This window comes from Microbispora sp. ATCC PTA-5024 (genome assembly GCF_000511135.2).
GTDB lineage: Bacteria > Actinomycetota > Actinomycetes > Streptosporangiales > Streptosporangiaceae > Microbispora > Microbispora corallina.
This window is the reverse complement of the sequence record NZ_KI866526.1, coordinates 320,947-344,487: the sequence shown is the minus strand read 5'-3', so window position 1 is coordinate 344,487 and position 23,541 is coordinate 320,947. Positions and strand designations below refer to the sequence as shown.

General features: G+C 73.0%; 23 protein-coding genes. 16 read left to right on the top strand and 7 right to left on the bottom strand.

Features of this window, described 5'->3' with window-relative positions:
- Positions 1 to 44 precede the first annotated feature (44 nt).
- Positions 45 to 548 (top strand): DUF1360 domain-containing protein, encoded by a 504-nt coding sequence (locus MPTA5024_RS32290; protein ID WP_036331454.1) that lies wholly within the window; start codon positions 45 to 47, stop codon positions 546 to 548.
- Complete coding sequence (locus MPTA5024_RS41480) at positions 541 to 1,143, top strand: DUF6328 family protein (protein ID WP_051458929.1); 603 nt, start codon at positions 541 to 543, stop codon at positions 1,141 to 1,143. The genes MPTA5024_RS32290 and MPTA5024_RS41480 overlap by 8 nt, the downstream gene beginning before the upstream one ends.
- Before the next feature lie 69 nt (positions 1,144 to 1,212).
- On the opposite strand, the gene MPTA5024_RS32280 is transcribed toward MPTA5024_RS41480, so the two are convergent.
- Positions 1,213 to 2,172, bottom strand: coding sequence for an LLM class F420-dependent oxidoreductase (locus tag MPTA5024_RS32280; RefSeq protein WP_036331453.1), 960 nt, complete (start codon positions 2,170 to 2,172; stop codon positions 1,213 to 1,215).
- Between the two features lie 120 nt (positions 2,173 to 2,292).
- On the opposite strand from MPTA5024_RS32280, the gene MPTA5024_RS42865 reads away from it, so the two are divergent.
- Entirely contained in the window at positions 2,293 to 2,442 is a 150-nt protein-coding gene (locus tag MPTA5024_RS42865; RefSeq protein WP_167530303.1) for a GPGG-motif small membrane protein, read from the top strand.
- 109 nt (positions 2,443 to 2,551) lie between these two features.
- Here the strand turns inward: MPTA5024_RS42865 and MPTA5024_RS32270 are convergent, their stop codons facing one another.
- Together MPTA5024_RS32270 and MPTA5024_RS32265 are read right to left on the bottom strand one after the other, a co-directional pair.
- A complete protein-coding gene (locus MPTA5024_RS32270; protein WP_198167523.1) occupies positions 2,552 to 3,280 on the bottom strand; it encodes a metallophosphoesterase family protein in 729 nt (242 codons plus the stop codon).
- Entirely contained in the window at positions 3,277 to 3,522 is a 246-nt protein-coding gene (locus MPTA5024_RS32265) for a BON domain-containing protein (protein ID WP_036331450.1), read from the bottom strand. Before MPTA5024_RS32265 ends, MPTA5024_RS32270 begins: the two co-directional genes overlap by 4 nt.
- Before the next feature lie 459 nt (positions 3,523 to 3,981).
- On the opposite strand from MPTA5024_RS32265, the gene MPTA5024_RS32260 reads away from it, so the two are divergent.
- Together MPTA5024_RS32260 and MPTA5024_RS32255 are read left to right on the top strand one after the other, a co-directional pair.
- The gene (locus MPTA5024_RS32260) at positions 3,982 to 5,190 is read left to right on the top strand and encodes a glycosyltransferase (protein ID WP_036331449.1); all 1,209 of its coding nucleotides are present in this window, start codon (positions 3,982 to 3,984) and stop codon (positions 5,188 to 5,190) included.
- Between the two features lie 28 nt (positions 5,191 to 5,218).
- Positions 5,219 to 6,112 carry a glycosyltransferase family 9 protein gene (locus MPTA5024_RS32255; protein WP_051458928.1) on the top strand — a complete coding sequence of 298 codons (894 nt, stop codon included), beginning with the start codon at positions 5,219 to 5,221 and terminating at the stop codon, positions 6,110 to 6,112.
- A gap of 38 nt (positions 6,113 to 6,150) precedes the next feature.
- Here MPTA5024_RS32255 and MPTA5024_RS32250 read toward each other — a convergent pair whose 3' ends face one another.
- Both MPTA5024_RS32250 and MPTA5024_RS32245 read right to left on the bottom strand, forming a co-directional pair.
- On the bottom strand, positions 6,151 to 7,299 hold the full coding sequence (locus MPTA5024_RS32250; protein WP_063794826.1) for a DNA topoisomerase IB: 1,149 nt from the start codon (positions 7,297 to 7,299) through the stop codon (positions 6,151 to 6,153).
- Positions 7,296 to 8,348, bottom strand: coding sequence for a glycosyltransferase family 9 protein (locus tag MPTA5024_RS32245; RefSeq protein ID WP_036331447.1), 1,053 nt, complete (start codon positions 8,346 to 8,348; stop codon positions 7,296 to 7,298). The genes MPTA5024_RS32250 and MPTA5024_RS32245 overlap by 4 nt, the downstream gene beginning before the upstream one ends.
- A gap of 200 nt (positions 8,349 to 8,548) precedes the next feature.
- Here MPTA5024_RS32245 and rfaE2 point away from each other — a divergent pair, with 200 nt between their 5' ends.
- The 5 genes from rfaE2 to MPTA5024_RS32220 all read left to right on the top strand — a co-directional run bounded on the left by rfaE2 (position 8,549) and on the right by MPTA5024_RS32220 (position 14,115).
- Positions 8,549 to 9,994, top strand: coding sequence for a D-glycero-beta-D-manno-heptose 1-phosphate adenylyltransferase (rfaE2, locus tag MPTA5024_RS32240; RefSeq protein WP_036331446.1), 1,446 nt, complete (start codon positions 8,549 to 8,551; stop codon positions 9,992 to 9,994).
- A 10-nt stretch (positions 9,995 to 10,004) separates the two neighbouring features.
- Complete coding sequence (locus tag MPTA5024_RS32235; RefSeq protein ID WP_157099846.1) at positions 10,005 to 10,253, top strand: hypothetical protein; 249 nt, start codon at positions 10,005 to 10,007, stop codon at positions 10,251 to 10,253.
- 10 nt (positions 10,254 to 10,263) lie between these two features.
- Positions 10,264 to 11,256 carry an SDR family oxidoreductase gene (locus tag MPTA5024_RS32230; protein ID WP_036332049.1) on the top strand — a complete coding sequence of 331 codons (993 nt, stop codon included), beginning with the start codon at positions 10,264 to 10,266 and terminating at the stop codon, positions 11,254 to 11,256.
- 111 nt (positions 11,257 to 11,367) lie between these two features.
- Positions 11,368 to 13,224 (top strand): transketolase, encoded by a 1,857-nt coding sequence (locus MPTA5024_RS32225; RefSeq protein WP_036331442.1) that lies wholly within the window; start codon positions 11,368 to 11,370, stop codon positions 13,222 to 13,224.
- A gap of 96 nt (positions 13,225 to 13,320) precedes the next feature.
- Positions 13,321 to 14,115, top strand: coding sequence for a GntR family transcriptional regulator (locus MPTA5024_RS32220; protein ID WP_232326736.1), 795 nt, complete (start codon positions 13,321 to 13,323; stop codon positions 14,113 to 14,115).
- On the opposite strand, the gene MPTA5024_RS32215 is transcribed toward MPTA5024_RS32220, so the two are convergent.
- Positions 14,064 to 15,104: a Gfo/Idh/MocA family protein gene (locus tag MPTA5024_RS32215; protein ID WP_036331440.1), complete on the bottom strand. Its 1,041-nt coding sequence runs from the start codon at positions 15,102 to 15,104 to the stop codon at positions 14,064 to 14,066. The genes MPTA5024_RS32220 and MPTA5024_RS32215 overlap by 52 nt on opposite strands.
- A gap of 96 nt (positions 15,105 to 15,200) precedes the next feature.
- Here MPTA5024_RS32215 and MPTA5024_RS32210 point away from each other — a divergent pair, with 96 nt between their 5' ends.
- Positions 15,201 to 17,099 carry a primary-amine oxidase gene (locus MPTA5024_RS32210; protein WP_051458927.1) on the top strand — a complete coding sequence of 633 codons (1,899 nt, stop codon included), beginning with the start codon at positions 15,201 to 15,203 and terminating at the stop codon, positions 17,097 to 17,099.
- A 28-nt stretch (positions 17,100 to 17,127) separates the two neighbouring features.
- Here the strand turns inward: MPTA5024_RS32210 and MPTA5024_RS32205 are convergent, their stop codons facing one another.
- Complete coding sequence (locus MPTA5024_RS32205) at positions 17,128 to 18,327, bottom strand: ROK family transcriptional regulator (RefSeq protein ID WP_051458926.1); 1,200 nt, start codon at positions 18,325 to 18,327, stop codon at positions 17,128 to 17,130.
- A gap of 127 nt (positions 18,328 to 18,454) precedes the next feature.
- Here MPTA5024_RS32205 and MPTA5024_RS32200 point away from each other — a divergent pair, with 127 nt between their 5' ends.
- The 5 genes from MPTA5024_RS32200 to MPTA5024_RS32180 are packed head-to-tail and all read left to right on the top strand — an operon-like array spanning position 18,455 to position 23,537.
- Positions 18,455 to 19,732: an extracellular solute-binding protein gene (locus MPTA5024_RS32200; RefSeq protein WP_157099845.1), complete on the top strand. Its 1,278-nt coding sequence runs from the start codon at positions 18,455 to 18,457 to the stop codon at positions 19,730 to 19,732.
- A complete protein-coding gene (locus MPTA5024_RS32195) occupies positions 19,729 to 20,682 on the top strand; it encodes a carbohydrate ABC transporter permease (protein WP_036331435.1) in 954 nt (317 codons plus the stop codon). Before MPTA5024_RS32200 ends, MPTA5024_RS32195 begins: the two co-directional genes overlap by 4 nt.
- Positions 20,679 to 21,530 carry a carbohydrate ABC transporter permease gene (locus tag MPTA5024_RS32190; protein ID WP_036331434.1) on the top strand — a complete coding sequence of 284 codons (852 nt, stop codon included), beginning with the start codon at positions 20,679 to 20,681 and terminating at the stop codon, positions 21,528 to 21,530. The genes MPTA5024_RS32195 and MPTA5024_RS32190 overlap by 4 nt, the downstream gene beginning before the upstream one ends.
- A gap of 46 nt (positions 21,531 to 21,576) precedes the next feature.
- Positions 21,577 to 22,611 carry an SIS domain-containing protein gene (locus tag MPTA5024_RS32185; protein ID WP_036331433.1) on the top strand — a complete coding sequence of 345 codons (1,035 nt, stop codon included), beginning with the start codon at positions 21,577 to 21,579 and terminating at the stop codon, positions 22,609 to 22,611.
- Positions 22,608 to 23,537: an N-acetylglucosamine kinase gene (locus MPTA5024_RS32180; RefSeq protein ID WP_063794824.1), complete on the top strand. Its 930-nt coding sequence runs from the start codon at positions 22,608 to 22,610 to the stop codon at positions 23,535 to 23,537. The genes MPTA5024_RS32185 and MPTA5024_RS32180 overlap by 4 nt, the downstream gene beginning before the upstream one ends.
- Positions 23,538 to 23,541: the final 4 nt, after the last annotated feature.

Genomic DNA, 23,541 nt, shown 5'->3' with positions numbered 1-23,541 from the left:
GCCCCGCCATGTTCGCCGCAAACAATCGCGGGTAAAGCGGCTGCATGACCGAGAGCCTCAAGGAAATCCAGCGTGAATACGCCGGTGAGGAGCGCCGCCCCCTGGCGTCGTACGCGCGGGTGCTCGCCGTGTACGGCGGCGCCGTCTCCGTCCTGCTGGCCGCCGGCCGACTGACGGGCCGCCGGCCGCCGGAGCGGATCAGCCCGATGGACCTGGCTCTGATGGGACTGTTCACGCACCGGCTCTCCCGGACTCTGGCGAAGGACAGCGTCACGAGCCCGATCCGGGCGCCCTTCACCCGGTACGCCGGGGTGTCGGGGCCGGCGGAGCTGAGGGAGGAGGTCCGCGGCTCCGGCTGGAAGCACGCCCTGGGCGAGCTGCTGACCTGCCCGTTCTGCCTGGCCCAGTGGGTGGCGACCGGATACGCCGCCGGCATGGTGTTCGCCCCCCGGGTGACGCGGATGGCCGGCACGACGATGGCCGCCGTGGCGATCTCCGACTGGCTCCAGCTTGCCTACGGCCGGCTGATGAAGGCCGCCGATGGGTGAGCCGCCGGACATCTCCCACCTGCCCGGCAACCCCGAGGAGAACCGGAAGGAACGGGTCGACCGCGAGCTCGGCGAGCTCCTGCAGGGGCTGCGGGTCGCCGCCACCGGCGTCCAGGTCCTGTTCGCGTTCCTGCTGACGCTGCCGTTCTCGGCCGGGTTCGAGAAGGTGGACCAGACGGTCCGCTGGATGTTCTACGTGGCCGTGCTGGCCGCGGCCGTGGCGTCCATCTGCCTGATCGCGCCGGCCACGCAGCACCGCATCCTGTTCCGCTCGGGCCTGAAGGAGGTCATGCTGCACCGGGCCAACCGGCTCGGCGTGGCCGGCGGGGCCGCCCTGGCGATCTCGATGACGTTCGCGACCGGGCTCGTCGTCGAGGCGCTGGCCGGCGCCTGGCTCGCCGCGCTCGTGGCGGCGGTCGTCGCCGGGCTGAGCGGGTGGCTCTGGTTCGTCCAGCCGCTGCTGTCGCTGCGCGCGGCCGGCACCCGGACGGACGGCACGCCCCGGCCGGGGTCGGCGGGCGCCGCGAACGCCCCGGACGCGCCGAGCTCCCCGGACGCGCCGGACACCGGCGACGACCGCCTCACCCACGCGTGACGCGGCGGTCGAACCGCCCGGCACCCCTGCGGCCGGCTGGAAGCGCACACACAGCCGGCCGCGTGAGGCTCAGCCGTCCTTGAGCCGCGGCAGGATCTCCGAGGAGTAGAACGAGAAGAACCCGTCCTGCTCGGGGCCGATCTGGGACACGTAGACCTCGTCGTAGCCCGCGTCCACGTACTGCCGGATCGCCTCCAAATGGGTCCGCGGGTCGGGGCCGCAGGGGACGGACGCGGTGGCCGTCTCCTCGGTGACCAGCTGCGACAGCTGCTCGAAGTGCCGGGGCAGCGGCAGGAGCTGGTGGGCCTCCCCCGGGATGGCATCGGTGGGCCACAGCCGGTGGACCGTCCTGCGGGCGTCGGCGGCGTCGCCGGCCCAGCAGACCTTGAGCCCGCCCGCCGCCGGCTTGCCCTCGCCGCCGGCCTTGTGGAACGCCTCGATGAGGCTCGCCTCCGGGGCGGTAGAGACGTACCCGTCGCCGAGGCGCCCGGCGAGGTCGATGGCCTTGGGCCCGAAGCCGGAGATGTAGATGGGCGGCGGCTCGGCGGGCAGCGAGTAGATCCGGGCCGTGTCGACCTCGTAGAACTCGCCGTGGTACGTCACCAGCTCGCCGGTCCACAGCTCCCGGATGACGTGAAGGGCCTCCTCCAGCATGGCCTGGCGCTCCTCGGCCGGGGGCCACGCGTCCCCGAGGATGTGCTCGTTGAGCGCCTCGCCCGTGCCCACCCCGAGCCGGAAACGGCCGTCCAGCAGGATCTGGGACGTCGCCGCCGCCTGGGCGATGATCGCCGGGTGGATGCGGATGAGCGGGCAGGTCACGGCCGTCGTCACGGGCAGCGACACGGCCTCCGACAGCGCGCCGATGACCGACCAGACGAACCCGCTCTGCCCCTGCTCGTCCAGCCAGGGATGGTAGTGGTCGGAGATCCAGAGGGCGTCGAACCCCGCCTGCTCGGCCAGCTTGGCCTGCCGGACCAGTTCTCTGGGGTCGTGCTCCTCGCTCGACAGGAAGTATCCGAACGTGGTCATGCCACGCCCCTGCCCGGATCCGGTAATGCAAACGCCATGGACACCGGATTCGGCGGCAAATTCGATGGCGCGTGATGCTCGATGATGTTACGAGCCCTTTTGTCAGGGCAGTGGAGGGCCATGGCTACTCTGCTTTGGATCATCGCCGTGGTACTGGTGATCGCCGGGATCTACGTCATCCTGGCCCGTCGGGACATCCTCTGGGGGATCGTCCTCATCGTTCTCGGGTTCCTCGTCGGCCCGGGGGGCGTCAGCATCTTCAATCCCTAGCCACCTCGCACTAGCGGTACAGGACGGCGGCCGGCCTCTCGGGGCCGGCCGCCGTCCTGTCCGGAGACGGGCCGTGCGCCCGCCGCCGGACGGAAGCGGCGGCGGACGGTCAGCAGTAGTCGCCGTTGAGGCAGTAGACGGTGTACGCGTGCTTGATGACCGGCAACGCGACGTTGCGCACGCGGATGCCGCCGGGGGTGACGCCCTTCTCGGTGCCCGCGTGGGCGTGCCCGTGGACGATCAGGTCGGCGCCCTCGGAGTCGGCCGCCTCGGCGAGGAGATAGCTGCCGAGGAAGGGGTAGATCTCCGGCGGCTCGCCCATCAGCGTGTCCTTGACCGGCGAGTAGTGGCTCAGCACGATCCTGTGGTCGGCCTCCAGGTCCTTCAACGCCCACCGCCAGCGCTCGGCGATCTCACGGGTGTGCCGGACGAACGCCTTGGTCTCCGGCTCGCCGAACTCGCTGGCGCACTTGCCGGCGAACCCGCCGCCGAAGCCCTTGCCGCCCGCCACCCCGAGCCGTACGCCGTCGACGGACAGCACGGCGGCCTCGTCGTCGAGCACGACGATCCCGGCGTCCCGCAGGATGGAGATGATGTCCCGGTCGTGGTCGGAGTGGTAGTCGTGGTTGCCCAGCACGGCGACGACGGGGATCTGCAGGTCGCGCAGCTCGTCGGCGACGACCCGGCCCTCCTCCACCGTCCCGTGCCTGGTCAAATCACCGCCGACCAGCAGAACGTCCGCGCGGCGCTCGATGCCCTCGAGCTTCTTGCGATAGTGGCCGCGCAGGTCCTCGCCCAGATGGATGTCCGCCACGGCGGCGATCCTCAGCTCCCTCACAGGTGCTCCTCCTCCCCCGGCTCCCTCACCTCGACAAGAGTGATCTCGTTGTGGACCCGCAGCCCGGGTGCCGCCTCCCGCGCGACGTCCTCGATCTGGTGCCGCCGCTCCTCGCAGGAGACCTGGCCGCGCAGGTACACCTGCTCCCCGCGCACGTCCACGCGGATGCCCAGCTCGTTGGTCCTGTCGTCCTCCGCCAGCGCCCGCTGCACACGGGCCGCGACATAGTGCGGCGTCTCCATGGCTTCCCCCTCGCTGCTGTACGGATAGCGCTGCCCGGCGCTTTCCTGACGAAACCAGTGGTTTGGCGGCGGCAGCCCTGGATATGGTGAATGAAGTTCCTGGTGCCTAAGACGCAGGTACCTCCTTGGCGTGAGCATGCCGTGTTGGAGGACCGTCTTGGGAACGGGTCACTCGCTCTCCCCTCGCCCTGACCGCGGTGTCAGCGGCAGCGGGTCCGTCTGTCTCCACACGCCCACGGCCGCCGGCCACGCCGCCTTCCCGCCCCACGGGGGCCGCGCCCGCGCCGACGCCGGCCGCACCGCCCCCGTACCCTCCGGCCGTACCGCCTCCATCGGCGCCGCCGCCCCGAGCGAGCCGTCGCGGGCCGCTCCCCTCCGCCCGTCCACCGGGCTCATTCACCTGGACTCCCTGACCCCCGAGCCGGGTACTCGCCACTGCCGCTCACGGAGGAACCCCCAGTGAAGATCGCCATGGTCTCGGAGCACGCCAGCCCGCTCGCCACGCTCGGAGGTGTGGACGCCGGCGGCCAGAACGTGCACGTCGCGGCACTCGCCCGCGCGCTCGCGCAGCTCGGTCACGAGGTGACCGTCTACACCCGCAGGGACCGTGAGGACCTGCCCGAATCCGTCGGCTTCTGCCCCGGCGTGACCGTCGTCCACGTGCCCGCGGGCCCTGCCGCCGAGATCCCCAAGGACGAGATCCTCCCCTGGGTCCCCCAGTTCGGGAAGTGGCTGCACGACCGGTGGCTGTTCGACCGCCCCGACATCGTGCACAGCCACTTCTGGATGAGTGGCCTGGCCGCCCTGTCCGCCGCCGAGCGCCTGCGCGTCCCGGTCGTGCACACCTACCACGCGCTCGGCAGCGTCAAGCGCCGCCACCAGGGCCCCGCGGACACCAGCCCGCGTGAGCGCGTCGAGGCGGAGGCCGACATCGGCCGCCGGGCCGACGCCGTCATCGCCACCTGCTGCGACGAGGTCGACGAGCTGATCCGGATGCGGGTGCCCCGCCGGGTCACCCGGGTCGTCCCCTGCGGCGTGGACACCTCCGTCTTCCACCCGCACGTCGAGCCGCTGGAACGGCCCGGGCGGCCTCGGCTGCTGTCGGTCGGCCGTCTCGTGCCGCGCAAGGGCGTCGACACCACGATCCGGGCGCTGCAGTACCTGAAGGACGCCGAGCTCGTCATCGCCGGCGGCCCGGCGGCGGCCGAGCTCCACCACGACCCCGAGGTCACCCGGCTCCGCTGGCTCGCCGCGCAAGCCGGGGTGGCCGACCGGGTGAGCTTCCTCGGCCGGGTCGGCCGCGACACCCTGCCCGCGCTCATGCGCTCGGCGAGCGCCGTGGTCTCGGTGCCGTGGTACGAGCCGTTCGGGATGGTGACGCTGGAGGCCATGGCCAGCGGCGTGCCCGTCGTCGCCACCGCCGTCGGCGGCCAGAAGGAGACCGTGGTCAACAACGTGACCGGCGTCCTGGTGCCGCCGCGCAAGCCCGTCGTGCTGGCCAGGGCTCTGCGCAGGCTCCTGGACGACCCGGTCCGCCGCACGGCGTACGGCATCGCGGGCGCCGACCGGGCCCGGGCGCGGTACGGCTGGAACCGGATCGCCGCCGAGACCCTCGCCACCTACGACCGGGTGCTGTCGGCCCGCCGGCTGGAGAGGAGCGCCTCCTGATGCGACGCGCCCGACGGAGGGAGCGCTCATGGCGGTGACGGCGCTCGTCCTCCGCTCCCACGGCATGGAGGGCCTGCTCACGGCCGTGCCCGCGCTGCGCGCCCTGCGGCGCGGAGGGCTGCGGGTCGTGCTCGCCTGCCCGCCCGAGCTGAGCGAGCTCGCGGCGCTGACCGGGGCCGTCGACCGGCTGCTACCGGCCCGCGGCCTCACGCCGCTCGCCTGGCCGGGGCCGGGGGAGGACGAGGCCCTCCACCCGCTCCTGCCGGAGATCGCGGTGAACCTGCACGGCCGGGGGCCGCAGAGCCACCGCGTCCTGCTCGACCTCGGGCCGCGCCGCCTGTGGGCGTACGCGCACGAGGCGGTCCCGCGCGTCGCCGGCCCGCGGTGGGACCCGGCCGAGCCCGGCGTGCAGCGGTGGTGCCGCCTCGTCCAGTGGTACGGCGTGCCGGCCGACCCGGACGACCTGCGGCTGCCCACGCCGATGGTGGCGAGCCCGGCGCCCGGGGCGGTCGTCATCCATCCCGGGGCCGGCGAGACCACTCTGCGCTGGCCGCCCGACCGGTTCGCGACGGTCGCCAGGACGCTGGCGGACGAGGGCCTGCCGGTCGTCGTCACGGGCAGCGGGCGCGAGCGGCCGATGGCGCTGCTGGTCGCCACACGGGCCGTGCTCCCGCCGCAGATCGTGCTGGCCGGCCGGACGTCGCTGCGGGAGCTGTGCGCGCTGGTGGCGGGGGCGCGGCTGGTGATCAGCGCCGACCCGGGCATGGCCCGGCTCGCCATGTCGTACGGCACTCCGTCGGTCACCGTGTCGGCGCCGGACGGGCGGCGGCACCGGCTGCTCCATGAGACCCCGGGCGGCGGGCTCCCGGCGGACGACGTCATCCGGGCCGCCTTCGCCGCCCTCGGCGCCGGCGTCCGCTGACCGCGGACTCCCCCTGGCGGACGGCGCCGTCGTGGCTCCTACCGGCCGCGAGCGGTGTGCCCGGACGCCTTCCGGCTCGACGCCCGGCGGCCCGGGGCATTCCGCCGGGGCCGCTTCGCCGCCCGCCCGGCCTCCTGGGGCGCGGCGCGGCGGCGGGACGGACGGGCCCGCCGGCCCGGACCGGACCACACGCGGCGGAGCAGGTCGATGACGGCCCGCTCGACGGGCCCGTGCGTGGCCAGGCCGCCCGGGCCGTCCTCGCCGAGCCGCTCCAGCGGGATCGTCCTGCCCTTCTCGTACAGCTCGATCACCCGGGGGTCGACGTACGAGGCGCGGGCGACGGCGGGCGTGTTGCCCAGGTACTCGGAGACCTCCCGCATGACCCTCGCCACGGCCCTCTTGCGCCCGGCCGCGCCGGCGACGGGCCGGCTCACCGCGAGCCCCACGGCGGCCAGCACGGTCGCGTGCCAGGTGCGGAAGTCCTTCGCGGACACCTCGGTGCCCACGACCTCCTTGAGGTAGGCGTTGATGTCCGCGCTGCGCACGTCCACCCAGCCGCGGTCGCCGCGGTAGCGCAGCAGCTCGCCCCTGCGGCCGGAGGTCAGAGCGGTGAGCACGGAGCACACGTCGCTGTCGGACAGCACCAGCTCCCGCTCCTTGCGGCCCTTCGCGAGGTAGCGGCACACGACCTCGCCGTTCCGGCACCTGACGTGGGAGGTGCGCAGGGTGGCCAGGCCGTAGGAGTCGGTGTACTCCTCGCCGCCCACGCGGAAGAAGCCGATGTCGAGCATGCGGGCGGCCGTGGCGAGCACCCGCTCCCGGCTGAGCTCGTCGCCCTTCAGGTCCTCGGCGACCCGCTCCCGGAACTCCGGCAGCCGCTCGGCCAGCTCCAGCACGTGGTCGAACTTGGCCTGGTCCTGCTGCCGCCGCCACAGGTCGTGGTAGCGGTACTGGCGGCGGCCGGCCGAGTCGGTGCCCACGGCCTGCAGATGGCCGTCGGGAGACCCGCAGATCCACACGTCGGTCCAGGCCGGCGGGATCGCGAGCGACCGGATCCGGCGCAGGGTGACCGGGTCCCTGACCGGCCTCCCGGAGGCCCAGGTGTAGCTGAAGCCGCGCCCGCGCCGCCGGCGCCGGATCCCCGGCTCGTTCGGGTCGCTGGTGCGCAGCGTCTCCACGTCGGTCATCGCAGCAGGTCCACCGCCTGTTCGAGCACGTCGTCCACGGTCACGTCCCCTACCCAGGAAACGTCGTCATGCCCGCAGTCCCGCATGCCGAACGTCGTCCCGTCCGAGCCGCAGACCGGGCAGTGGGGCGTCCAGGAGACGAGCGGCCGGTGGATGCCCCGGGTGAGCGGCCCCCAGTTGACGAGGTTGCCGCACCAGTAGACGGCGACGGTGGGCGTGCCGGTCGCCGCCGCGAGGTGGCGCGGCCCGGTGTCGTTGGCCACGAGCAGGTCGCACGCGGCGTACAGCGCGGTGAGCCCGCCGAGGGACAGCTCCCCGACCACGGGCCGGGCCGGCCGGGTCATGGTCGCGACCACCTTCTCGACGACGTCGCGCTCGTCCTCGGTCCCGGTGACCACCACGGGCCGGTCGAGCCGGTCGGCGACCTCCGCGAACCGCTCCGGCGGCCACCGCCTGCGCCGGTCGCCGGCTCCCGGGTGGACGGCGACGAGCCCGCGCGGCAGCCGTCCGAGGGTCTTTCTGAGCTCGGCCCAGTCCTCCCTGATCACCGCGACCTTCGGCTCGATGTCGGTCGTGGCTGCCCCCACCAGCCCGGCGACCTCGAGGTAGCGCAGGGTCTCGTGCTGGTAGTAGACGTACGGCACCCAGCGGTCGAGCGGCGCGGCGTCGGGGGTGCGCAGGCCGGCCGTGAGCCGGGCGCCGAGGCTGCGGATGAACGGGTTGGAGTTGCGGCCGCCGCCGTGCATCTGGACGGCCAGGTCGAAGCGGCGCCCGCGCAGGTCCTCGTACAGCGTCTCAGGGGCGGCGGAGCCGTCCGGCGGGGACGACACGCCCGCTATGGGCGGCAGGGCCACCACCTCGTCGACCGGGCCGGGCCGGTTCCGCAGGAACCTGACGTGCCACTCGCGTCCGAGCAAGGTGAGCTTCGCGGCGGGGTAGGCCCTCTTCAGCGCCTCCATCGCCGGCAGGGCGAGCAGCAGGTCGCCGAGGGCGTTGGCCCTCAGGACGGCGATCCGCTCGACCCCCTCGACGAGCAGCGCGGTGGTCATGGGCACGAGCCGTCTCCGCGTCCCCGCTTCGTCGTCACGCCCATCGGCAACCCCCTGTCGTCGTCGCGGGTCCGGCTCCCACCGGGCCACGTTCACGCGGAGCGACCCCCTGGCTACCCCCTCACGCGCCGCCCAAACCGACCAACGGTGCCGGTCGTGCCCCTTGTTTCTCCTGCGGCAGCGGGGGTAGCCGCCCAGGTATGACGGAAGAGACGCTCGACCGTTTCGGTGATGTCACTGCCGTCGTCGTCGGGGACGTGATGCTCGACTCGTGGCTGCGGGGTCGCAGTAGGCGGATGGCGCAGGAGGCCCCCGTACCCGTGGTCACCGTGGAGCAGACCGAGGAGCAGCCCGGCGGCGCGGCCAACACGGCGGCGAACCTGGCCGCCCTCGGCGCCCGCGTCCACATGGTGGGCGTGACCGGGGCGGATCCCGCCGGGGCCACTCTGACCGCCGCCCTCGGGCGGCTCGGGATCGACGGGCTGATCACGGTCCGCGGCCGGCGCACCGCGGTCAAGCGGCGCGTCCTGACGGACGGCCAGATCGTGGCCCGGTACGACGAGGAGGACGACGCTCCCCTGCCGGAGGCGGCGGAGCGCGAGCTGATCGACCGGATCGCCCGCCTGGCCGCGGCCGCCGATGTCATCGTGGCCTGCGACTACGCGGGCGGCGTCTGCACCCCCGCCGTACGGCGGGCCCTGTGCGACCTGAGCGCCGGGCGCGGGAACGGCTCCCGCGGCGCCCCGATGCTGATCGTGGACGCCCACGACGTGGGCCCCTGGCGGGACTGCCTGCCGAAGGCCGTGCTGCCCAACTACGCCGAGGTCCAGCGGCTGCTCGGCGAGACGGGCGACCACGACCGCATCGGCTTCCTGACCTCGCGCTCGGCACGGCTGCTCGAGGCCACGTGCGCCGAGCTCGTGGTGACCACCCTCGACGGGCAGGGCACCCTGCTCCACCGCCGGGGACGCGAGCCCCACCGGACCCACGCGACGCCGGTGTCCGACGCGATGAGCATCGGCGCGGGCGACACCTTCACCGCCGCGTTCGCGCTGAGCCTGGCCGCCGGCGCGCCCCCGGAGGAGGCCGCGGACGTCGCCCAGGCCGCCGCGGGCGTGGTCGTCCGCCGTCCGGGGACCGGCGTCTGCACGAGCGAGGACCTGCAGCAGGCGCTGCGGCCCGACGCCGCCCTGCCGTACGACCGACTGGCGGCGTTCGTCGAGCGCCACCGGCGGGAGGGCAGGCGGATCGTCTTCACCAACGGCTGCTTCGACGTGCTGCACCGCGGCCACGTCGCGTGCCTGGAGGAGGCGGCCCGGCTCGGCGACGTGCTGATCGTCGCCGTCAACAGCGACGCCGGGGTGGCCCGGCTCAAGGGACCGGAGCGTCCCATCAACCGGTGCGAGGACCGGGTGGCCGTGCTCGCGGCGCTGGGCTGCGTCGACCACATCGCCGTGTTCGACGAGGACAGCCCGGTGGAGCTGCTGCGGCTGGTGTGCCCGGACGTGTACGTCAAGGGCGGCGACTACCACCCCGACCTGCTGCCGGAGGCGGATCTCGTCAGGGAGCTGGGCGGCGAGGTGCGGGTGCTGGGATACGTGCCGGACCGGTCCACGACCGCGATAGTCAACCGGATACGAGGGTAGGGGGCGCCTCATGAGTGAGGAACAACGATCGCCGACGGGCAAGCCGATGGTGCCGGCGACGCCGCTGGATGTCATCCGCATCCGCATCGCGTCGTTCGTACTGGTCTTCTGCGTGGCGGTGGGCGTGCTGTCGGCCGTGGCCCGCCTGTGGTGGCTGACCGCGATCGTCGGGATCGTCGTTGTGATCACCGCTCTGTTCATGGCGTTCGCCGTACGGCGGCAGCGCACGCTGGGCGGCGGTCCGGAATCGAGAGGATGACGAGGTGAGCCTGACTGACAAGGTCGTGGTGGTGACCGGGGCGAGCGGCGGGGTGGGACGCGCCGTCGTCCGGCAGCTCGGGAGCGAGGGCGCGCGGGTCGCGCTCATCGCGCGCGGTGAGGCCGGCCTGGCCGGAGCGGCCGTGGACGTGGGCGTCGAGGGCGGGACGGCCAAGGTCTTCGCCGCGGACGTCGCCGACTACGACCAGGTGCGGCAGGCCGCCCAGCAGGTCGAGGCCGAGATCGGCCCGATCGACGTGTGGATCAACATCGCCTTCACGACGGTCTTCGCGCCGTTCATGGAGATCACCCCCGAGGAGTACGAGCGGACCACCCGGGTCACGTACCTGGGGTACGTCTGGGGCACCCGCGTCGCGCTGGAGATGATGAAGCAGCGCGACCGCGGCGTGATCGTGCAGGCCGGATCCGCCCTGGCGTACCGGTCGATCCCGCTGCAGTCGGCGTACTGCGGGGCCAAGCACGCCATCAGCGGCTTCACCGAGGCGGTGCGGACCGAGCTGCTCGCCGAGGACTCCGGGATCAAGATCACCATGGTTCAGCTGCCGGCGCTCAACACCCCGCAGTTCGACTGGGGCCTGAACCGGATGCGGCGCCACCCCCAGCCGGTGCCGCCCATCTACCAGCCGGAGGTGGCCGCCCGGGCGCTCGTCTACGCGGCCGCGCACCCGGAGCGCAAGGAGTACTGGGTGGGCGCCACGACGGCCGCGACCATCGTGGCGCAGCGCGTCGCCCCGGCCCTGCTCGACCGCTACCTGGCCAGGACCGGCGTGAAGTCGCAGCTCGACGACGACAAGGCGCCGACGGGAGTGTCCAACCTGTGGGAGCCGGCCGACCGCGACCACGACTACGGCGCCCACGGCAGCTTCGACGACCGGTCGCACGGGCATAGCCTGCAGCTGTGGCTCTCGCAGCACCGGCGGCTGGTGACGGTCGCGGGGCTGGGGCTGGCCGCCGCGGCGGGTCTGGGCCTGCGCCGCCGGTGACGCCGGCGACGCCGAGCGCGACATAGCGGGCCGTCGACGCCGGTGACGTCGAGCGCGACATATCGGGCCTTTACCGTGATATGAATCACCCGCGCGGGGTAGTCGGTGGCGATGGACGAGCATGACTACCGCTTCCTGTGCGAACTCGCGGCCCAGCTCCGGGTGGATTCGGTGCGCGCCTCGGCGTCGGCCGGCTCGGGGCATCCGACGTCCTCGTTGTCGGCGGCCGAGCTCATGGCCGTGCTGCTCGCCCGTCACCTGCGGCTGGACGCCGGCGACCCGGCCAACCCGGCCAACGACCACCTCGTCTTCTCGAAGGGCCACGCCTCGCCGCTGCTGTACGCCATGCTCAAGGCGGCGGGCGTGGTCACCGACGAGGAACTGCTGACGTTCCGCGGGCGCGGGCGGCGCCTGGAGGGGCACCCCACCCCCCGCGTGCCGTTCGTCGACGTGGCGACCGGCTCGCTCGGGTTCGGGCTGCCCGTGGGCGTCGGGCTCGCCCTGACCGGCCGCAAGCTCGACCGCCTGCCGTACCACGTCTGGGTGCTCTGCGGGGACGGCGAGCTGGCCGAGGGGTCGATGTGGGAGGCGTTCGAGCACGCCGGGCACGAGGGCCTGGCCAACCTCACCGCGATCGTCGACGTGAACCGCCTGGGCCAGCGGGGTCCCACCCGGCACGGCTGGGACCTCGCGGCGTACGCCCGGCGCATCGGCGCCTTCGGCTGGCACACGATCGAGATCGACGGCCACGACCCCGGGCAGATCGACTACGCCCTCTCCGACGCCCGCGCCACCCGGCGGCGTCCCACCGCGATCATCGCCCGTACGTGCAAGGGCTTCGGGGTGCCGGCCGTGGAGGACCGCGAGGGCAAGCATGGCAAGCCGCTCGACGACCCCGAGCAGGCCGTCGCGGAGCTCGGCGGCCCGCGCCGGCTGACCGTCCAGGTGAACCCCCCGACCATCGCGGGCACCCCGTACGCCTTCGGCGCCGGCTCCCTGGAGCTCCCGGAGTATCGGGTGGGCGAGCGGGTCGCCACACGGACGGCGTTCGGCGCGGCGCTCGCGGCGCTGGGCGCGGCCGACGGCGCGGTCGTCGCGCTCGACGGGGAGGTGGCCGACTCCACGAGGCTGGACGCCTTCGCCGAGGCCCACCCGGAGCGGTTCTTCGAGTGCCACATCGCCGAGCAGCAGATGACGGCGGCCGCGATCGGCATGCAGGCCCGGGGTTGGAAGCCGTACGCCGCCACCTTCGCGGCGTTCCTCACCAGGGCGTACGACTTCGTCCGGATGGCGGCCGTGAGCCGGGCGGACATCTGCCTGGTGGGGTCGCACGGCGGCGTCTCGATCGGCGAGGACGGGCCGTCCCAGATGGGCCTGGAGGACCTGGCCGCCTTCCGCGCGATCCACGGCAGCACGGTGCTCTACCCCTGCGACGCCAACCAGACCGCGCGGCTGGTGGCGGACACGGCCGGGCTGAAGGGCGTCCGCTACCTGCGCACCACCCGCGGCGAGACCCCGGTCGTCTACGGCCCGGGCGAGCGGTTCCCGGTGGGCGGCTGCAAGGTCCTGCGGACCGGGGGCCACGCGACGGTGGTGGCGGCGGGCGTGACGGTCCACGAGGCCCTCGCCGCCGCGGACCTGCTGGAGGAGGACGGCGTCTCGATCACGGTGATCGACGCGTACTCGGTCAAGCCGCTGGACTCCGAGGAGCTGCGGACCATGGCCACGGCCACCGGCCGGGTGGTGACGGTCGAGGACCACCGGCCCGAGGGCGGCCTCGGCGACGCCGTGCTCGCGGCGCTGGCCGGCTCCCCTGTGCCCGTCGTGAAGCTCGGCGTGTCGGAGATGCCCGGCTCGGCCACCTCGCAGGAGCAGCTGGAGGACGCCGGCATCGACCGCGGGGCGATCCGGCGGGCCGTGCTCGACATGATCCGCCACAGCGCCCCCGTCGGCGGCCTGCTCGCCTGACGGCGTCCCTCTGGCATAATCCGGTATGCAGTGGTCTTCTGTCCATCCCATGCCGAGGCGGTCCCGTTGGTGCTCGCGTCCGGAGCGGCCGGACCCTTGAACCCCGATGCGCCGGATCCTCTCTGGGCGCAGGTGGCCGACCACGTCAGACGTCAGGTGGCGGAGGGGTCGCTCGCGCCCGGCGCCCGGCTCGCGCCGGAACGCGAGCTGTGCCTGCACCTCGGCGTCAGCAGGGTGACCCTGCGCCGCGCGCTCGGCCGTCTCGTCGAGGAGGGCGTGCTCACCGCCTCGCACGGCCGGGGGTGGTACGTGGGCACGGCGGCCAAGACCGACTGGCCCAACTCCCTGGAGTCCTTCTCCGAGACCGCCGCCCGCAAGGGGCTGGCCCCGGCCTCCCGCGTGCTGCGCGCCGACGTCCACCCCGCCACGCTCGACGAGGCCGACCTGCTGATGGTGGCGGCCGGGGCGCCGCTGTTCCACCTGGAGCGCGTACGGCTGCTGGACGGCGGGACCGTGGGGCTCGACTACACGCGGGTGCCGCTCGCGGTCGCCCCCGGGCTGCCCGATGCCGACTTCGCGGCGCGGTCCCTGTTCGAGGTGCTCACCGAGGCGGGCCGGGAGCCCTCCCGGGCCGACACCACGATCGAGGCCGGGCCCGCCGACGCCAGGGTGGCCGGCCTGCTGGAGGTCGAGACCGGCGCCCCGCTGCTGGTGATGACCGAGATCGTGGTCGACGCCGCCGACAGGCGGCTGTTCCACTCCCGCCTGCACTACCGCGGGGACCGCTACCGTCTGCGCACGAGCTTCGCGCGCGGCGCCGGCGGCGGCCCCCGGCCCGATCAGAGCGCCGGCCCGACCGGCTCCCAGACGCCCGACTTCATCGAGCGGTAGCAGGCGTCGATCACGGCGTTGACGACGTAGCCGTCCTCGAAGGTCTCCGAGGGGGCCAACCCGGCGGCGAACCGCTCGGCGAAGTGGCGCATCTCCTGGGAGAACCCGTACGCCCTGGCCTCCTCGGGCACGGGATGGACCCAGCCGGTCTCCGCGTCGGCCTTCTCCACCAGGTATCCGGCGGGGTTCTGGACGAACCCCCAGACGGGCGTGGAGCCTGTGTCGGTGATCAGACGGCCCTCGGTGCCGGCGATCTCGTGGCGCAGGTGCATGCCGCCGCGCTCGGTCCAGGACGACTCGACGGTCGCGACCCTGCCGTCGGCGAACTTCAGCAGGGCGATCGCGTTGTCCTCGCCGGTCGTCCTGTCGCCGTGCACCAGCGTGGCTCCCCAGGCGAAGACCTCGACGATCGGCACGTCCTTGCCGAAGAACATCCGGGCCGTCTCGACGGTGTGGCAGCCCATGTCGAGCAGCGCGCCGCCGCCCGCCGTCCCGGCGTCCCAGAAGTGCGGGGCGTGCGGCCCGGAGTGCGCCTCCCTGGCCCGCATCGACAGCACCTCGCCGATCGCCCCCGCACGGACCATGTCGTACGCCTTGGCGATGTTCGGGGAGAAGACCGAGCTCTCGGCGTACCCGTGCCACACGTCCGCCTCGCGCACGATCCGCAGCATCTCGGCGGCCTCGGCCGCAGTGCGGGCGAGCGGCTTGGTGCAGACGACCCCCTTGCCGGCGGCCGCCGCGATCCGCACGGCCTCCAGGTGGGCCTCGTTCGGCAGGGCGATCACCACGAGATCGACCTCCGGGTCGCGGCAGAGGTCCTCCATCGTGCCGTGGGTGCGGGCGACCGGTCCCCACGTCTCGGCGAAGCGGGCCGCCCGGGCAGGGTCGCGCGAGAAGTTCGCCACGAGCCTGGCGTCGCGCACGTCCCGCAGGCCGTCGGCGTAGGTGTCGGCGATGAATCCCGACCCGAGAAGTCCGATCCCGATCACGAGTCGTCTCCTTCCAGCTTGTCACGATGAGAGGCCGATTGTATCTTCTGGATCTAATTGGTATGCAGTGGTATTACCCCAGTGAGAGGGAACCTCATGGCGACGCCGCATCCGCTCGACCTGCTGAGCGCCGAGGAGATCAGCCGGGCCAGGGACATCCTGGGCGCGGCCGGACACGTCGGCGAGCACACGCGGTTCGCCTACCTGGGCCTGCGCGAGCCGCACAAGTCCGAGGTGCTGTCCCACCGGCCCGGCGACGCCGTCGACCGGGTGGTGCGCGCCTTCCTCGTGGACGTCGCCACCGGGCGCCTGGAGGACGTCGAGGTGTCCCTGACGATGGGCGCGGTCCTGGCCGCGAAGGTCGTGGACGGCGCGGCGGACGGCCAGTTCCCGATCCTGGACGGCGACTTCGTGCGGGCCGAGGAGATCGTCCACGCCGACGAGGGCTGGCGGGCGGCCATGGCCAGGCGTGGGCTGACCGACGTCTCCAGGATCCGGGCCTGCCCGCTGACCGCCGGGCGGTACGGCGACCCGGACGAGGACGCCCGGCGGCTCGTCCGCGTGCTCGCCTTCCACCAGGCCGACGAGCACGACGTACCGTGGGCCCACCCGATCGACGGGGTGGCCGCGTACGTCGACCTCGTCGAGGGCCGGGTGATCAAGCTGGTCGACGAGCGCCTGATGCCGGTCCCGGCCGAGTCGGGAAGCCTGGAGCCCGCCGCGTACCGCACCACGCTGAAGCCGATCGAGATCAGCCAGCCCGAGGGCGTCAGCTTCTCCCTCACCGGCAACCTCCTCGAATGGGAGAAGTGGAGCCTGCGGGTGGGGTTCGACGCCCGCGAGGGACTGACGCTGCACCAGATCGCCTTCGACGACGACGGCAGGCGCCGGCCGGTCGTCTACCGCGCCTCGGTGGCCGAGATGGTCATCCCGTACGGCGACCCCGGCCCGACCCGGTACTGGCAGAACTACTTCGACTCCGGCGAGTACCTGGTCGGCAAGTTCGCCAACTCGCTGACGCTGGGCTGCGACTGCCTCGGGGAGATCGTCTACCTCGACGCCGTGATCGCCGACGACCTGGGCGCGCCCCGCACGATCCGCAACGCCGTCTGCATCCACGAGGAGGACTACGGCATCCTCTGGAAGCACACCGAGATCTTCACGGGGAAGGCCGACACCCGGCGGCAGCGGCGGCTGGTGATCTCGTTCTTCACCACGGTGGGCAACTACGACTACGGCTTCTACTGGTACCTCTACCTCGACGGGACCATCGAGCTGGAGGTCAAGGCCACAGGGGTGGTCTTCACCTCCGCCCACCCCCACCCCGGGTACCCCCACGCGACCGAGGTGGCCCCCGGGCTCGGCGCGCCCAGCCACCAGCACCTGTTCGGCGCCCGCCTCGACATGACCGTGGACGGCCTGGTCAACGCGGTGGACGAGATCGACGTCGAACGGGCCCCTCTCGGCCCGGACAACCCGTACGGCAACGTGATCGGCCGCCGGGTGACCAGGCTGACCACCGAACTGGACGGCGCGCGGCGTGCGGCGGCCGACCGCGGCCGGGTGTGGCGGGTGAGCAACCCGGGCGTGACCAACCGGTTCGGCGAGCCGGTGGCCTACGTGCTCCACCCGCAGCAGCAGCCGATGCTGCTGGCCGACGAGGACAGCGGGATCCACTCCCGGGCCGGCTTCGCGACGCGCGACCTGTGGGTCACCCGGTACGCGCCCGACGAGCTCTACCCGGCCGGCGACTACGTCAACCAGAGCCCGCCGGGCCGGGGGCTGCCGGAGTTCGCCCGCCGGAACCGGAGCATCGACGGCGAGGACGTCGTGCTGTGGCACACGTTCGGGCTCACGCACTTCCCCCGCCCGGAGGACTGGCCGGTGATGCCGGTCGACCGGTGCGGTTTCACGCTCAAGCCCAGCGGCTTCTTCGACCGCAACCCGACGCTGGACGTGCCGCCCAGCGCCGCCGGCGGCCACTGCCACGCGTAGCGAGGTCCGGGTGACGCGGCGGCGTGCCTCAGCCGTCGAGGAGGGCGGCCCTGCCCTCCTCGACGGCGAGGCGCACCGCGCCCTTCACCGTCGCCTGCGCGCCGAGCTGGCCCGGCAGGACGAGGGTCGGCCAGCTCGTCTCCTGGAGCACCTTGATCACTCCGGGCAGCAGCAGCGGGTTCTGCCCGACGCCGCCGCCGAGGACGACCAGCCCGGGGTCGAGGACGGCCACGATGGCCGCCACCAGCCGGCCCACCTCGGTGGCGTGGTCCTCGACGAGGGACCGGGCGACCGGATGACCGTCGGCGGCGAGGCTGAACAGCCGCTCCGCGTCGGCCGGGGGCTGCCCCGCGTCCCGCGGCCAGAGCCGCCTGCACCGGGCCATCAGCCCGCCCGCGTCCAGGTGCGCCTCCAGCGCCTTGGGCCGGGGCGGCTGGTTCTCCGCCCAGGGGTAGGGCATGCGGACCACCTCGCCCGCCGCGCCGTTCGCGCCGACCACCACCTGGGAGCGGCTCACGATGCCGAGCGCGATGCCCACGCCCACCTGGACGTAGACGTAGTCCTCCCGGCCCCGGGCCGCGCCCCAGTGCAGCTCCGCCAGGGCGGAGCAGTTGACGTTGTTGGCCACCCGCACCGGCAGGTCCAGGTCGAGCCCCCAGCCCCTCCACGCGTCGACGAGCGGCGGCCAGATCCCGGCCCAGGCGTCGAGGTCCTCCTCCGTCAGCAGCGACCGGTCGGGCGGCACGACCATCGGGATCGCGACGGAGATCGCGCGCAGCGGGCCGCGCGACTCCCCGATGCCGGCCACGACCTCGGGCAGCAGCCGCCGGGCGGCCGACGCGAGGGCGGGGTTGGCGGCGCCGGGGTGCGGGTCGGCCGCCGGATGGGTGCGATAGCGCTCGGCCAGGATCTCCCCGGTGAGCGCGGCCGCCATCACGTGCACCCGCGTCGACCCCAGGTCCACGCCGAGGACGTAGCCCGCCGAGTCCGACAGCGCGTACAGCGCCGCCGACCGGCCGGTGAAGCCCTGCGAGGTGCCGACCATCTCCACCAGGCCGGCCGCCTCGAGTTCGGCAATCGCCAGCGAAACGGTGGGCTTGGACATCTCCAGCTGCGTGCTGATGTAGGGCCGGGTGAACTCGCCGCCGCGCGCGAGAAGGCCCAGGACCGCTCTCCCCGGCGCGGTCAGTTCTGCCGTCTGGTACGGCCGATGCCGACGGTCCCTCATCACTCCAGGTTCTCACGAATCATGACTCGGCCAGTCCTTGACCCGGATCAGAGTTCGTTAGTAATTTAACTAACATACTCCCTGCCTGGGAGAAATATGCAAAAGCGTCTCAGAGGAAGTGATCAGCGTGTCGCTACAGCGGCGTGAGTTTCTCGGGCTGGGCGTGGCGGCCGGCACCGCTGCGTTCCTGGCGGCCTGCGGCGTCCCCGGCGGATCATCGGGCTCCGGCGCCACGGGCCCGCTCCGCGCCCTGTTCATGAAGCAGGCCGGCTACTCGGAGTCCGACATCAACGCGATGATCGGAGCCTTCAAGGCGGCCTACCCGAAGGTCCCCGTCGAGGCCACCTTCGTCGCCTACGAGGCGCTGCACGACAAGATCGTGACCTCGGCCGCGGCGGGCAAGTTCGACGTGGTCCTGATCGACGGCCAGTGGCTCACCGAGTTCGCCACCAAGAAGATGATCATCGACGTCACGTCCCGGTTCAAGCCGGACTGGAAGACGACGATGCTGCCGGTGGAGGAGATCGTCCGATACCAGGACCGCGACTACGCGATGCCGTGGGTCGTCGGCGGCAAGCTCTTCTACTACAACAAGAAGCTCCTGGCGGACAACGGCGTCGCCGAGACCGACATGAAGACCTGGGACGGCGTCCTGGCCGCGGCGAGGACGCTGAAGAAGAAGGGCGCGGTCAAGTTCCCGTTCGTGTGGAGCTGGGCCCAGGCCGAGTGCGTCATCGTCGACTACGGCTCGCTGCTCGCGGCGTTCGGCGGCAGGTGGCAGGACGACCAGGGGAAGTTCGTCTTCAACACGGGCGGCGGCGTCACGGCGCTCGAGTGGATGAAGAGCACGATCGACGAGGGGCTGACCGACCCCTCGTCGCTGAAGTACATCGAGGACGACGTGAAGCGGGTCCTCCTGCAGGGCCAGGCGGCGATGGTCCTCAACTGGGACTACGTGGCCTCGGCCGCCAAGGACCCGCAGCAGAGCAAGGTGGTCGGCGACATCGTCGTGACGACCAGCCCGATCGGCCCCAGCGGGGCGGGCCCCGCCTGCACCGGGTCGAGCAACCTCGCCATCACCACCGGATGCGAGCGGGTCGACGACGCGTGGAACTTCGTGACCTTCCTGGCCAGCCCCGAGCAGCAGGAGGCGCACCCCGACAACATCACGCCCATCTGGGCCGGCTCCTACTCCAAGGCGTCGGTGCTGGGTGACAACCCCGAGCTGGCCAAGGCCCACGGCGAGCAGCTCAAGAGCGTGACCGACCGGCCCAAGGTCAACAACTACAACGCCATCAGCCAGGTGATCCAGCAGCAGATCCAGGCGGCGCTGTACGGCCAGCAGAGCCCGCAGGCCGCCCTGGACACCGCCGTGGAGAAGGCCAACGAGCTGGCGACGGCATGACGGGACTGGTGCGACAGCCGATGAGCGCGGGCACGCGCGCGGCGCCGGTCCCGGCCGGCCGGCCGCCGCGCCGAGCCCGGGAGGGCCGCTACGCCCTGGCCCTCCTGACGCCCGCGCTCGTCGTCGTCTTCGGGATCATCCTCTACCCGCTGGGCCGGACCCTCGTCCTGAGCTTCCTGGACGCCGACTCGGTGGTGGAGGCCGCCTACGGCTTCGTCGGCGTGCGCAACTACGCCGACCTGGTCACCGACCCGGCCTTCTGGCAGACCGTGGGCCGCACGGCGGTCTTCACGGTCTTCTCCACCGGGATCGAGCTGGTCGTCGGGGTGCTGCTCGCCCAGTTCCTCAACCAGAGGATCCCCGGCCAGTGGCTCTTCCGCACCGCCGTCATCGTGGTGTGGGCGATCCCCACGATCGTCAACGCCAACATGTGGCGCTGGATCCTCAACCCCAACTACGGCGCGCTCAACGGGCTCCTCCTGCGGCTCGGCCTGATCGACCACTACCAGGACTGGATCGGCGGCCCCGGCCGCGCCCTGTACGTCGTCGGGGTCGTGGACGCCTGGAAGACGATCCCGCTGGTGGCGATCCTCCTGCTGGCCGGAATGCAGACCATCCCCGCCGACATCTACGAGGCGGCCGCGATCGACGGGGCCGGGGCGCTGCGGCGCTTCCGGCACATGACGCTGCCGCTGCTGAAGCCGGTGATCGCGGTGGTCGTCGTGCTGCGCACGATCGAGGCGTTCAAGGTCTTCGACATCATCTACATCATGACCAGGGGCGGCCCCGCCTCCGGCACCACCACCATCGCCTTCTACGCCTATCTCCAGGCCTTCTCCAACCAGCGCTTCGGGCTGGGCTCGGCGATCGCGTTCCTCACGGCCCTGTTCATCCTGGCGCTGTCGCTGGTCTACCTGCGGGCGCTGCGGCAGACGGGATCGGGCCGATGACGCGCCGCCGGACGGGCTACTACGTCCTCATGTACGCCATCGGGGCGGTGCTGCTGGCGGCCGTGTTCGGGCCGATCCTGTGGCTGGTGATCTCGAGCGTGTCCACGCAGGCCGAGCTGCTGAGCGTCCCCACGCACTTCGTCCCCGACCACCCCACGCTCGCCCGCTACCAGGAGATCTTCGCCGGTGCGCAGGGCAGCGTGGGCGGCGCCCTGCGGGCCGCGATGGTCAACTCGCTCGTGGTGGCCACGGCGACCGTCGTCATCAGCGGCGTCGCGGCCGTCTTCGGGGCCTACGCGTTCGCCCGGGTGCGCTTCCGGGGCAAGACCCCGGTGCTGCTGCTGTTCCTGGGCACGTACATGATGCCGCCGCTGGCGCTCGTCATCCCGCTGTACCTGATCATGGCGAACCTCGGGCTGCTCGACACCAGGACCGGCCTGGTGCTGGTGAACTGCACGTTCACCACCCCGTTCCTGCTGTGGCTGCTGAGCAACTACTTCGCGGCGTTGCCCGTGGAGCTGGAGGACGCGGCGCAGATCGACGGGCTGAGCCGGCTCGGCGCCCTGTTCAGGATCGTCCTGCCGATCGCCAGGCCGGGCCTGGTGACCGCCGCGATCATGGCCTTCCTCGCCTCCTGGGACGAGTTCTTCTACGCGCTCATCTTCACCGACTCCCCCGCCGCCAAAACCGTCCCCGTCGCGCTGAGCGAGTTCGTGGGCAAGTACGCCAGCCTCGACTTCGGCCTGATGGCGGCGGGCGGCGTCGTGGCCCTGGTGCCCCCGGTCGTGTTCGCCGTGATCCTGCAGCGCCAGATCATGAGCGGTCTCGCGGCGGGCGCCGTCAAGTGACCGGCCGCCGTCGCCGGCGGCCAGAGATCAGGAGTGAACGACACACATGTCAGGCAAGTATCGGACTTTCGTCGAGGGGCGCGCCGCGCAGCGCGACGCCCTGGCGGCCATCACCGACCGGGTGACACGGCGGCTGGGCGAGCTGGCGGACGCGGGAAGTCTCCGGGGTGCCGGCCCGCTCTTCGTCGCGATGGGGGCGAGCCTCGCCGCCTGCGCGGCGCCGCTGTGGGCGCTGCGCGCCCGCGGCCACGAGGCGTACCGGATCGGCGCCGGCGACGCGCCGCTGCCGCTCACCGTGCGCGGCCGTGCCGTGGTGGCCGTCTCCCAGAGCGGCGGCAGCGTCGAGACGCTGGAGGCCCTCCGGTCGCTGCCGGACGACGTGGAGACGATCGCGGTGGTCAACGTGTGGCCGTCCGACGTCGCCGGCGCCGCGCGGGCCGCGGTGGACCTCGGCAACGAGCGGGACAGCTACGCCTCGACCATCGGGTACACCGGCACCCTGGTCGCCCTGGGCGTCCTGGCGGACATGTGGGACGGCGGCGCGCCGGATCCCGGATGGCGGGACCTCCCCGGCCTGCTGGGCGACTTCGAGAAGGAGGCCGCAGCGGCGACGGCCGAGGCGGCGGCCGCGTTCGACGGGGTCTCGTCGGTCGACTTCGTGGGCGACGCGTCCGCCGTGGGCACCGCCGAGGCAGGAGCCCTGCTGTTCCGCGAGGTCGCACGGGTCCCGTCCGCCGCCATGGGCACCCGGCAGTACCTGCACGGGGCGATGGAGTCGGCCGGCGGCACCGCCCACGTGATAGTCGGGGGCGATCGGGAGGTCGCGCTCGGCCGCCAGCTCTCCGAGGCGGGCCATCCGGTGCTGCTGCTCACCTCCAGGGACGTGTCGCCCGGGCCGCTGCTGCGAGTCGTCCGCGTGCCCGATCTGCCTCCCGTGCAGCGGTCCGTACTGGAGGCCGTCGTGCTGCAGGGACTCGCGCAGGCGCTGGCCGAGGCCAGGGACGTGCCCATCGAGTCGTTCGTCTTCCACTCCGCCGACACCAAGACCGCCATGGCGGCGTACTCGGGGGAGACGGCGTGAGCGGCGTGCTCGTCGGGCTCGACATCGGCGGCACCAAGACCGCGATCAGGGCGGAGACGCCCGAGGGGACGCTCGCGTGGGAGGCGGTCGAGCCGAGCGGGGACTGGTCCGCCGGCCCGGTCGCCGCCGCCGCCCGCTGGATCGAGGCCCTCGTCGGACGGCACACGCCGGCCGGCCAGACCGTCCTCGCGGTGGGCGCGGGCGCCCAGGGGTGCGACACCGAGCAGCACTGCCGGGACCTGGCGGACGCGCTGCGCGCCCGGCTCGGCGTCCCCTGCGCGGTCACCAACGACGCGGCGCTGCTGGTGAGCGCCGCCGGGCTTGAGGAGGGCATCGGGGTCATCGCCGGCACGGGCTCCATCGCCGTCGCGGTCGGCCGCGACGGCGGGCTGTCGTTCGCGGGCGGCTGGGGCTGGGTGATCGGCGACGAGGGGAGCGCGGCCGGGCTCGTCCGCGAGGCCGTCAAGGTGGCGCTCGCCCGCGACGACGCGGGAGGCGCTCCCGACGTGCTGCTTCCCCTCCTGATGGACGGGTTCCAGGTGACCGCCCCCGCGGCGCTCGCCCGGGCGGTCAACGACAACCCCGCCGCCGGCTACTGGGCCGACCGCGCCCCGGTCGTCTTCGAGGCCGCGCGGAGAGGCTCGGCCGACGCCACCGAGGTGATCGAGACCGGCGGGAGGCGGCTGGCCGGCCTCGTCGGCACCCTCGTCTCCAGGGGGGCCGTCGCGACCGAGGTGGTGACCGGCGGCAGCGTCTTCGTCCGCCAGCCCATGCTGTTCCACGCGTTCCAGGACGCCCTGGCCGAGCGCCACCCGCGGCTGCCGATACGGCTGATGCGCAAGCCGCCCGTGCGCGGGGCGGTCGTCCTGGCCCGCCGCGCCCTCGACCGGCTCGTCCCCGTGCCCGGCGACGAGCCGTCCCCCTGACCCC

What these genes read in the sequence shown, in the direction of transcription:
- MPTA5024_RS32235 (WP_157099846.1), top strand. Translation starts at nt 10,005, where the DNA reads ATGAGTGAGGAACAACGATCGCCGACGGGCAAGCCGATGGTGCCGGCG.
- MPTA5024_RS32190 (WP_036331434.1), top strand. Translation starts at nt 20,679, where the DNA reads ATGACGCGCCGCCGGACGGGCTACTACGTCCTCATGTACGCCATCGGG.
- MPTA5024_RS32290 (WP_036331454.1), top strand. Translation starts at nt 45, where the DNA reads ATGACCGAGAGCCTCAAGGAAATCCAGCGTGAATACGCCGGTGAGGAG.
- MPTA5024_RS32265 (WP_036331450.1), bottom strand. Translation starts at nt 3,522, where the DNA reads ATGGAGACGCCGCACTATGTCGCGGCCCGTGTGCAGCGGGCGCTGGCG.
- MPTA5024_RS42865 (WP_167530303.1), top strand. Translation starts at nt 2,293, where the DNA reads ATGGCTACTCTGCTTTGGATCATCGCCGTGGTACTGGTGATCGCCGGG.
- MPTA5024_RS41480 (WP_051458929.1), top strand. Translation starts at nt 541, where the DNA reads ATGGGTGAGCCGCCGGACATCTCCCACCTGCCCGGCAACCCCGAGGAG.
- MPTA5024_RS32280 (WP_036331453.1), bottom strand. Translation starts at nt 2,172, where the DNA reads ATGACCACGTTCGGATACTTCCTGTCGAGCGAGGAGCACGACCCCAGA.
- rfaE2 (WP_036331446.1), top strand. Translation starts at nt 8,549, where the DNA reads ATGACGGAAGAGACGCTCGACCGTTTCGGTGATGTCACTGCCGTCGTC.
- MPTA5024_RS32225 (WP_036331442.1), top strand. Translation starts at nt 11,368, where the DNA reads ATGGACGAGCATGACTACCGCTTCCTGTGCGAACTCGCGGCCCAGCTC.
- MPTA5024_RS32250 (WP_063794826.1), bottom strand. Translation starts at nt 7,299, where the DNA reads ATGACCGACGTGGAGACGCTGCGCACCAGCGACCCGAACGAGCCGGGG.
- MPTA5024_RS32210 (WP_051458927.1), top strand. Translation starts at nt 15,201, where the DNA reads ATGGCGACGCCGCATCCGCTCGACCTGCTGAGCGCCGAGGAGATCAGC.
- MPTA5024_RS32255 (WP_051458928.1), top strand. Translation starts at nt 5,219, where the DNA reads ATGGCGGTGACGGCGCTCGTCCTCCGCTCCCACGGCATGGAGGGCCTG.
- MPTA5024_RS32185 (WP_036331433.1), top strand. Translation starts at nt 21,577, where the DNA reads ATGTCAGGCAAGTATCGGACTTTCGTCGAGGGGCGCGCCGCGCAGCGC.
- MPTA5024_RS32245 (WP_036331447.1), bottom strand. Translation starts at nt 8,348, where the DNA reads ATGACCACCGCGCTGCTCGTCGAGGGGGTCGAGCGGATCGCCGTCCTG.
- MPTA5024_RS32195 (WP_036331435.1), top strand. Translation starts at nt 19,729, where the DNA reads ATGACGGGACTGGTGCGACAGCCGATGAGCGCGGGCACGCGCGCGGCG.
- MPTA5024_RS32205 (WP_051458926.1), bottom strand. Translation starts at nt 18,327, where the DNA reads ATGAGGGACCGTCGGCATCGGCCGTACCAGACGGCAGAACTGACCGCG.